This is a genomic window from Lysinibacillus sp. UBA6686 (assembly GCF_002455205.1).
Lineage (GTDB): Bacteria > Bacillota > Bacilli > Bacillales_A > Planococcaceae > Lysinibacillus > Lysinibacillus pakistanensis.
The window spans coordinates 109,299-118,889 of record NZ_DKJS01000018.1 but is presented as its reverse complement, the minus strand read 5'-3'; the positions used below and the strand labels follow the sequence as shown (position 1 = coordinate 118,889).

Annotated in this window: 10 protein-coding genes; 3 read left to right on the top strand and 7 right to left on the bottom strand. The window is 36.1% G+C overall.

Annotation, left to right across the window (positions count from 1 at the left end):
• From B2R82_RS04995 to B2R82_RS04980, 4 genes are all read right to left on the bottom strand, one after another.
• A partial coding sequence (locus tag B2R82_RS04995) for a metal ABC transporter permease (RefSeq protein WP_286923835.1) occupies nt 1–138 on the bottom strand: 138 nt, incomplete at its 3' end.
• A 51-nt stretch (nt 139–189) separates the two neighbouring features.
• Nucleotides 190–918 carry a metal ABC transporter ATP-binding protein gene (locus B2R82_RS04990; RefSeq protein WP_286923828.1) on the bottom strand — a complete coding sequence of 243 codons (729 nt, stop codon included), beginning with the start codon at nt 916–918 and terminating at the stop codon, nt 190–192.
• Nucleotides 919–927: 9 nt separating this feature from the next.
• Nucleotides 928–1,845: a metal ABC transporter solute-binding protein, Zn/Mn family gene (locus tag B2R82_RS04985; RefSeq protein WP_286923826.1), complete on the bottom strand. Its 918-nt coding sequence runs from the start codon at nt 1,843–1,845 to the stop codon at nt 928–930.
• Nucleotides 1,846–2,742: 897 nt separating this feature from the next.
• Nucleotides 2,743–3,345 carry a TetR/AcrR family transcriptional regulator gene (locus B2R82_RS04980; protein WP_286923825.1) on the bottom strand — a complete coding sequence of 201 codons (603 nt, stop codon included), beginning with the start codon at nt 3,343–3,345 and terminating at the stop codon, nt 2,743–2,745.
• 157 nt (nt 3,346–3,502) lie between these two features.
• Between B2R82_RS04980 and B2R82_RS04975 the strand changes: the two genes are divergently transcribed.
• Nucleotides 3,503–4,240, top strand: a complete 738-nt coding sequence (locus tag B2R82_RS04975) for an SDR family NAD(P)-dependent oxidoreductase (protein WP_286923824.1) — start codon at nt 3,503–3,505, stop codon at nt 4,238–4,240.
• Nucleotides 4,241–4,292: 52 nt separating this feature from the next.
• On the opposite strand, the gene B2R82_RS04970 is transcribed toward B2R82_RS04975, so the two are convergent.
• Nucleotides 4,293–5,240, bottom strand: coding sequence for a bile acid:sodium symporter family protein (locus B2R82_RS04970; protein ID WP_286923823.1), 948 nt, complete (start codon nt 5,238–5,240; stop codon nt 4,293–4,295).
• Nucleotides 5,241–5,381: 141 nt separating this feature from the next.
• Here B2R82_RS04970 and B2R82_RS04965 point away from each other — a divergent pair, with 141 nt between their 5' ends.
• The gene (locus B2R82_RS04965) at nt 5,382–6,407 is read left to right on the top strand and encodes an S-layer homology domain-containing protein (RefSeq protein WP_286923822.1); all 1,026 of its coding nucleotides are present in this window, start codon (nt 5,382–5,384) and stop codon (nt 6,405–6,407) included.
• A gap of 55 nt (nt 6,408–6,462) precedes the next feature.
• On the opposite strand, the gene B2R82_RS04960 is transcribed toward B2R82_RS04965, so the two are convergent.
• Nucleotides 6,463–7,347: a LysR family transcriptional regulator gene (locus B2R82_RS04960; protein ID WP_286923821.1), complete on the bottom strand. Its 885-nt coding sequence runs from the start codon at nt 7,345–7,347 to the stop codon at nt 6,463–6,465.
• A gap of 113 nt (nt 7,348–7,460) precedes the next feature.
• Between B2R82_RS04960 and B2R82_RS04955 the strand changes: the two genes are divergently transcribed.
• Nucleotides 7,461–8,012: a flavodoxin family protein gene (locus B2R82_RS04955; protein WP_286923819.1), complete on the top strand. Its 552-nt coding sequence runs from the start codon at nt 7,461–7,463 to the stop codon at nt 8,010–8,012.
• A gap of 77 nt (nt 8,013–8,089) precedes the next feature.
• Here B2R82_RS04955 and B2R82_RS04950 read toward each other — a convergent pair whose 3' ends face one another.
• Nucleotides 8,090–9,220 (bottom strand): alpha/beta hydrolase family protein, encoded by a 1,131-nt coding sequence (locus B2R82_RS04950; protein ID WP_286923818.1) that lies wholly within the window; start codon nt 9,218–9,220, stop codon nt 8,090–8,092.
• Nucleotides 9,221–9,591 lie beyond the last annotated feature (371 nt).

Sequence of the window (9,591 nt, the reverse complement as noted above, 5' to 3'; positions counted from 1 at the left end):
TTGCACTCGCATTTTTGTTAACAAAAATGCGAGTGCAATCCCTGGTAGAGCTGCATGTGCTGCAGCATCACCAACTAAGCTTTGTTTTTGTAAGAAGGAAAAAGTGCCCGTTATACCAGCTGCTATCCCGAGTAGCATGGTTCCACAAAGTACCCACAATAAGTTACCACTTAACATATTGTCCCCTCCTTACACATGCTGCATCATGAAAAGTTTACCACCATATGTTTTTTGTAATTGCGCTGGTGTAAAAACTTCTTCCGTTGCACCGGATGCTAAAATCGTTTTATTTAAGAGAATTGTATAATCAAAATAGTCTTTAACTGTTTGTAAGTCATGATGGACGACAAAAATACTTTTACCCTGTGCCTTTAAATCTTTTAAAATATCAATAATCGTTTTTTCCGTTGCGGCATCGACTCCAGCAAATGGTTCATCTAAAAAATAGATATCTGCGTTTTGGGCAAGTGCTCGTGCTAAAAATACCCGTTGCTGCTGTCCACCAGAAAGTTGACCAATGGAACGATCAGCGAAATCCTCCATCCCTACACTTGCAAGAGCTTGCTGCGCCAAAATTTTATCCTTTCTAGATGGTCTTCTAAATAATCCCGTATGACCATAACGTCCCATCAGCACAATATCCAGTGCATTTGTAGGGAAATCCCAATCTACTGCATTGCGCTGAGGAACATAGCCAACCACTAAGCTTTTCGGCTCAAAAACCTTACCGAGAATCTCAACTCTCCCTACCTTATTTGGTAGTTGATTTAAGATTGCCTTTAAAAAGGTTGACTTTCCCGCTCCATTCGGACCAATAATTGCAGACAAATGGCCAGTTGGAACTGAAACACTAGCATTTTCTAAAACTGTTTTTTTATCATAAGCTACTGAAAGATTTTCTACTGTTAATGCATACATATTCTTCACCTACTTTAATGCATCGACAATTGTGTCGATGTTATGTTGATACATACCGATATATGTACCTTCCTTTGTTCCTTCTGCTCCCATTGCATCCGAGAATAACTCCCCTCCAATAACAATGTCGTGCCCTTTTTCCTTTGCCCCTTCAATTACTGCTTTCATGGCTTTATCGGAGACACTTGATTCGATAAAAATGGCTTTAATTTTATTGGCTACTAAAAAATCCACCATTTCCTGTACATCCTTTACACCATATTCGGAATCAGTGCTTAGCCCCTGCAAACCTCGCACATCAAATCCCTGGCTTCTTCCAAAATAATTAAAAGCATCATGTGCTGTTACTAAAATACGTTGTTTTTCCGGAATTTCATTTACTCTATCCTTTGCATATACTTGTAATTCATCAAGCTGTTTTAAATATTCTTTCTCATTTGCTACAAAATCATCTTTAAATTCTGGATATTCTTCCTGAAGCTTAGTGCCAATCGCCTGAACGACTCCCTTCCAAAGCTCGATATCAAACCAAATATGAGGATCATGTAACATAGCATCATCATCACTTGCTAGTAAATCCGACTTATTTAATGTTTCTCCAACGGCAAGTACGGATTTGCTTTTTGACATCTGCTCAAAAATATCCAACATTTGTCCCTCTAAATGTAAGCCATTATAAAATATAACTTCTGCCTTATCCAGTTTCGATAAATCACTTTGCGTTGCTTTGTATAAATGTGGATCAACACCCGGTCCCATTAATGCTGAAACCCGTAAGTGACCCCCGCTGATTGCTTTAATGGCATCCGCAATTTGCCCAGTTGTTGCAACAACGACCCCTTCCCTATCCTCTTTAGTTGTATCAGTAGAACAACCAAAAAGTAGAAGTGAGAGTGAAAAAACAACTACACCCAAAAAACGTTTCATGTATAAATACCTCTTCTTTCTTTATATTCAGACATGATGATACTTGCTATAGATTATTTGAAGCGGACATTAACATATTTCCACTACTTCGTTATGTCCGCTTAAGCAGCTGCTGTCATATAGTAGTATCATCGATGCCTTATTTATAATAATTTTCTTATAAGCCGACGCCAGCCTATCCAGAAAACAATTATCATTATTCCCGCACCAACAGACTCTGTTAGTTCCCATAAAAGTGTAAGAATTAGTAAAATGCTCAACGGAAGTATCGTCAGCTTTAAATCATCTAACTCTTTCATTCAGTCACTCTTCTTTCTCAAACGATATTTTGTTTCCCTTAGGAAAAATATATGCTTAATATAAAAAAAATTCAACTCTTTTATGAAAATTTCTTTTAAAAAATTTTTTTGCCAGGATAAATAACTAACACTAGATGAATGCCCAACACAAAAAACACCACTATTTTTTCACATGAATAGTGGTGTTTATGTTGTTGAAAAATTATGTTATCCAATGAAAATAAGTTATTCCATGCAAAGTATTTCTCTGTGGCAAAAATGAAGCCAATGTTTGCTCAGGTATCTTGCCACTTGGTCTTAGTTCTTTAGTGCAGGAAGCAGCTTGTGGTACGCATTTCCTCAAGCCATCATTTTATATCTTTTAAGTATGACAGTTATTCTATTGCGTACAAGTAGCATTCTATTTAGCACAAAAACTAGTCAATCCTGCACATTTTCTCATCAGTTCAGCAAGCCCCTCTAAAAGTCCAGATTTTGTTATGTATTCGACAAAACAAAATCCCTATATCAGAAATAATTTACGATTTGTATTTGATGATATTGGATATTCAAGTGAACCTCCTCTTTTTTTATACTATAGCCTTTATTCTAAGCATACTCACTCTATTTTTGGTTTGCCGATAAACTCATATGCATAAATATGCGTTTTGGTTAGCTCGATTATATCTCGAATAAGTGCCTCTTCTGGTTTTTCAAAGCCACTTGTAATCCATTGCAGCATCAATCCATAAAATCCATAGGACGTATAGTGCTTAAACATATCCATATTAACTGGTTGATTGTTAATTGTTTCAAATTTAAATTGTTCCATATAAATTTTTGTAATAGTTAGGGGCATTCTTGTATGCAAACTCGGAATTGTATCATCTAGGGTTAATAATTCAAAAAATTTACGATTTTGATAGATATAATAAATAATATTAAAAGAAGGTGCCTTAAGCTTAGTTGTATAAACTTTTTCTCCAAATAGATAGGGTTCGCCAACTGCTACCTCAAGTCCATCAAGCATCATTTCTAATAAATTGTCAGCCAGCTCAAATTTATCCTGAAAATGTATATAAAACGTACTACGATTATAGCCAGCACGCTCAACAATATCTTTTACAGTTATAGATTGAAAGCCATGTTTTTGAATTAATTCAATCAAAGCCTCATAAAAATGACGTCGTGTTCGTTCCTGTCTTTGTGTCCATTTTGTCAAAATATCGTCTCCTTTTTTAGACACTTCTCTCTATTTTGTCTACTAGCTAGACAGTTGTAGTTATTTTAATGATTGTTTCCTTATTGTAGCGTTTTACAATAAAAGTACACAGCGATTTGCAAAGTGTGTAAGAAATTATTTATTAGGGGTGTTTACTATGGGAAAATTACAAGATAAAGTAGCCATCATTACTGGCGGAGCATCTGGTATTGGTGCAGCAACTGCTAAATTGTTTGTAGCAGAAGGAGCAAAAATCGTACTCGTAGATCTAAATGAGGAAAAAGGAAACGAATTTGTAGCACAATTACAGGCTACAGGTGCAGATGCTATTTTCGTAAAGGCAAACGTGACGAATGAGGAAGAGGTTGCAAAAATTTATCAAACAACCATTGATACTTTTGGTCAAGTGAATGTCCTATTCAATAATGCAGGAATTGGTCGTGTCACTCCAACAGAGGAACTAGCCTACAGTGAATGGCGCAATACTGTAAACGTAGATTTAGACGGTGTATTTCTAATGGCACAGGCAGCTATTAAAGAAATGTTAAAAGGACATGGTGGAACAATCGTTAATACAGCTTCCATGTATGGCTGGGTTGGCTCACCCGGCTCAGCTGCCTATAATGCGGCAAAAGGTGGAGTCATAAACTTGACACGCTCATTAGCACTTGAATTTACGACTCGTGGCATCCGTATTAATGCACTATGCCCAGGTTTCATCGATACACCGATTATTCCTGAGGAAAGTAAGGAGCCATTACGTCAAATAACACCTATGCAACGATTAGGCCAGCCAGAGGAAATGGCGAAAGCTGTCCTGTTTATGGCTTGTGATGACTCTACATTTATGACAGGTAATACGTTAACAGTCGATGGTGGTTATACAGCTCAATAAGCCACAGCATCAATATTCGCTACCCTTCTTGGGATAGCGAATATTTTTTGCCTTAAGCTCCCCCGTATTTTACTTGATATTTTTCCATGACACGACTAAAGAATGATGCTAACACTTGTTGGAAGAGCATTCCAAATACAACGGGCATAACCGTTTTAGCTGGAAAATAGGTGGTAGCAATTACAACTCCAACAGCAATATTGCGCATCCCACCTGTGAAAACAAACATCGTGATTATCCTACTATCTTTCCAAAGATAATGTCCTAGCACTAAACATAGAACATATCCCGAAATTGCTAGTAAAAAGACGACCAAAATGATACTGAAAAGCTCCCAACTAATTGTTTTCATATAAGGTGCAATCACACTACTATTAATCATAACAATGCTAAATAAGCATAGTTTCGAAAAAGGGGCTAATTTTTTCCCTAGTGTCACAGCAATTTTCCCTTTCGTTAACTCATTACACACAACACCAGCAAGGGATGGTACAACAATCATCCAAAGTAAATCTAACATCAATCCAGCAGTATCTATTTCAATTGATTGCCCCACAACGATATGTAATAATGCTGGAATGACGATAGGTGATATAACTGTATCAATTAAAATAATAGCAAGACATAACGCAAGATGTCCTCTACACATGCTCACCCAAATAAAGCTTGTAACCCCTGTTGGAATCGCAACCGCTAAGACAAAGCCAATTGTTAGGAAATGCTCATGAAAGATAATTGTGGATACAATGTAAGCCCAAATTGGCATAAGTATGTGTAGAAAGATAATGGCTATAAAAATGACTGTTGGATACTTTTTTAAGCTTTTCATCCCTTCTATATTCATACTTAAGCTACCCGCAAATGTCATAAAGGCAAATATCCATGGCACTAAAAATAACAGCTGGTGCCCAATATTTTCAAATAGCACGCCTATGATTAAGCTAAGTGGCGTTAAAATAGGCATCCATTTTTGTAGGTATTGATTGAATCGATGTAGCATTTAAAAGCTCCTCCTCCCATACTGTAATCCCTTGTCTTACTACCTCTTTCAACTTTGAAATTAAGACTAGAAAAATTTGCAGTTTTTATCCATTTCCTGCAAACTATTAGTATAACTAGCTAGAAGGGATGAATAAGACTAATGAAAAAATTAGTGTATACCTTACTATTTTCACTTCTTGTTATTGCAAGTGGGGACAAGGTACAGGCTGCAGGCTTTAAAGATGTGCCTGAGGATCATTTTGCCTATGATGCTATTTTATGGGCTGAGGAATACGATATTGTAAATGGCTATTCAGATGGCACTTTTAAGCCTAATGAAACGATTACTGAGCAACAATTCGCGAAATTATTGTCTAATTTTTATGAACTGGAAACACCCTATGATGAATTAAAAAAACAAACCCCTGCTGCCAACTGGTCAGATGAATATTACAACCGGCTGGCAAGCTATGGCGTGCCATTAAACGGCTATTTAGATAATAATATTCGAGCGGCTTCTATTAAGCGTGGTGTGGTTGCTCAAGCGATTACGCATTTAGCTAAAGGCAAAAGTGGATTAGATCAATCCATCCAGTTTTTACTTGATTATTACATTTCTACTGGTCAAAATCCACAGTATGAAAATCGTAATTTACAAAAGTTTTTCGGCGTAACAAATAAATTGACACGTGCTCAAGTCGTGATAATTCTTCATCGAATGGATGAAAGAAATTTTTATGAAATTTCTCAGGATGCACAAGCTATTTTTGAAAATACCAGTAATGCTTCGTTAAATGTACGTGCTAAAAACGGTCAAAATCAGCTTGATCCAACAATGCGGCTTACAACACCTACGAAAAGCGCCTGGGAAGGTACCTATTTCTATAGCTATAAATGGGGAAAAGGTGCGACTGATTTTAACCGCCGTGAAGCCATTATTTCCAATGCAACAAGCAACAGCTTTAATATTTTCATCACTGCGAATGATGGAACAGCTGCCGGAAGTGTCGATGGAACCGCGACAATTACTACAAGTAATAAAGCAGTAATGAACAAATCATCTGCTGGCAATCGCTGTGTTATCGAATTTGAGAGACTTACTAACGCCTTAAAAATAACCGAAGTGGATTGTCGGGCAGCACATGATGAAGACACTAATTTTTCTGGAACTTTAAAAAAGCAGTAACAATAAAAGCAACATTTTTGATCAAGGTGCCTATTTCATTCAGGCACCTTTGCTTTTACAATATTTGATACCAATTCCTTGCACTCTCTATGAAATCACTAAGGTACGGCTGAATATGCTTATCTTTATGCCAAGCAATATCCGTGTAAATGGGCTTTATATTGAACGAAGACTGTAATTCGATTAACTGTCCATTCTCTAGTTCTTTCTCCACTACCATTTTTGGTAAAAATGTAATACCTAATCCTGCCATCACACATTGTTTAATCGCTTCAATACTTGCAAATTCAATCATTTGTAATGACAGCAACCCCTCTTGCTGTAGTTGTGCTTCTAATTGATTGCGATAAGAGCACCCATTTTCAGTTAGAAGCATTGTCTCTGCTGATAATTGTTGCGCTGATAGTGTATGGCTCTTTATGCTAGTTGGTGCACTTACAAAAATTATTTGTTCCTGGATAAGTCGCTCACGATACAACATAGGTGTTTCCTTATAAGCATCAGAAATAAAGGCTACATCGAGATTTCCAGACTGTAATAGATCTTTGGCAACTTCAGTTGTATGGACCGGCTTAAAAATGATTTTTACTTGTGGATACGCTTTCTGATATTGCTGTAAAATACTTGGAAGACGGTAAACACACTGACTTTCCTGTGCGCCAATTTTTAACACCACTTGTGCTTGTTCATTGGATACTGCCTTTTTCATTTCGCTATTTAACTCCAGCATTTTTTGGGCATACTGTTGTAATCGCTTGCCCTCATCCGTAAGAGTGACACGCTTGCCAAGCCTCTCAAAAAGAATTACCCCGAGCTCCTCTTCAAGTGATTTAATTTGTGCTGTAATACTAGACTGAGCATAATCAAGTAACTGTGCTGTCTGTGTAAAACTTAATGTTTCTGCAGCGGTTAAAAACGTTTGTAGCTGTTTTAAATCCATTACAAACACCCCTAAATCGTTTTTTTCGATATATTTTATCGAAACATTCAGCTTTATCGATAATTAAATTAAGTTTACACTAGTTATAACCTGAAAGATAGAGGAGGATTTTTATGAACATTACTGCTTTTATCGGGAGCTCCCGAATCGCTAGTAATAGTGAACAGCTAGCTGATTATGTATTAGCAGATATTCCACATCAAAAAATAGATTTAAAAAATATAACGATTAAGCCTATTCACGATTTACGTCATGACGACAACGGCTTTCAGTTTGTAGATGATGACTATGATCAAATTATTCAAGCATTTCTTACTAGTGATATTGTTATTTTCGCAACACCCATTTATTGGTACAGCATGTCAGGCATCATGAAAAATATGATAGATCGCTTAAGCCATGCCATTCGTGATGAACGTTTCCCACAGCTCAAGGAAAAGCTTCAGACGACAGAGGCAATCGTCCTTGCCGTTGGTGGAGATGCTCCCAATATTAAGGGGCTTCCGATGATTCAGCAATTCCATTATATTTTCGATTTCCTAAGAATTCCTTTTTCTTCCTATATTATTGGGAATGGCAATAAGCCTGGAGAAATCGCAAACGATTCACAGGCTTTAGCCCAAGCAAAAATATTGAATCAGAAGTTAAAAAATCGTGTTTTATAATTTAACAACGACCCAAAAGCAACTAGCTTTTGGGTCGTTTTTTTATATCTAATGAAATAATTTAGTCCCATGTTCTATCAATGATGTTTCATATTAGTGTTAAAATAATAAAACTTATCTTCTTTTTCCTCTTTCCTCAGTAATGGATCAAGCTCTTTATCTTTCACATAGTGATCAAAGAAAGCCAAAATATACCCATTCATTACTTGATGAAATTGATTAACGTCAATATTCCATGATAACAATGGAGAGAGATAAGGAAAATCCGTAAAGGTATAATGATCTCCTGCTATAAATGTAAGCATAAAAGTATCTCCCTTTATTCCCTCTCTATAGTGAAAATCTGCAAGATCCGTGATTTTATCATGATACTTTTGAAATTCCTCTGGGGTGATATTCGTGTATTGAATTTCTTCGTCTGATAAGTAAAGATAATCTTCATTTAAAATAAACATAAATGGTTGTTCAAATCCTGAGCTAGCCACTGGTTCATGCAATGGTCCATCTATGTTGATTCCTGCCGAAATCCTGCTATCATCCAACAATGCTTGGGCAGCTGTTGAACCTCCATATGAATGACCAAATATTCCAATTTTGTCCATATCTATCTTTCCAGTAAACAAGCTTTGAGGGTCATTACCATTTAACATTGTTAATTGATTGAGCACATAGCTCATATCTTTTGATCTCGTTTTTACATCTTTCTCATCTTCAATATTATATGAATAAGAATATGCGTCTGCTTGATTCATAACTTCCTGTCCATCTGGGAATTTTGTATAGGCTGCATCATTCGTATGGTCAACGCTGACAACAATATAGCCATGACTTGCCAATTCCTCCATTTGAGAAATACTTTGCATTCTAGTACTACCAAATCCGTGAGAAAATAATAGAACGGGATATTTATCTTCTTTATTGGATACCGCTATATCTTTTATACTATTAGTTTGACCGTATTTTAAATACTCAAATAGATAGCGCGGCACTGAAAAAATAAATTCCAGCGTGCCCGACCATTCTTCGTAAGGAAAGGATTCATATTGAATATCCTTTGAATTATTTTCCAATTCAGCTGGATACCATATTTGTATCATTAATTCCCGAGCTTTTTGTTTCGAGTCATGTCTGGAGTCATCTATTAAATGCCTTGAATTCATTCCAACTTCAAAAGGACCTGTAGGCTTTGGAAGTTGAAATACAGGCATGATAGTGACTAAACCAAGGCTACTGAACATATAAATTAGAATAAAAAATATGTATAAAAGCTTTTTGACCTTCCGTTTATTATTCGCGCTTACAAGTGTAACCTTTTCTTCGTTAAATGGCTTTATGGTGAAAGCAGTTAAAAGAATAAATAATATATAGGTTAACCCCATTTGCCATCTATAACCTTCAAACCCCAAATGAACAACCAAAAAAATTAGTGTAATAACATTAATTATCCTTTTTATTTTTGCATCGAATCTAAATAAAAAAGAAAAAAGAAAAAAGCCAAAAAATATGAACTACAATTAAAATCCCTTCAAACAACCTCAATATTCTCAACTCCTATTCCCTTTTAGTTAAGTTAACTATA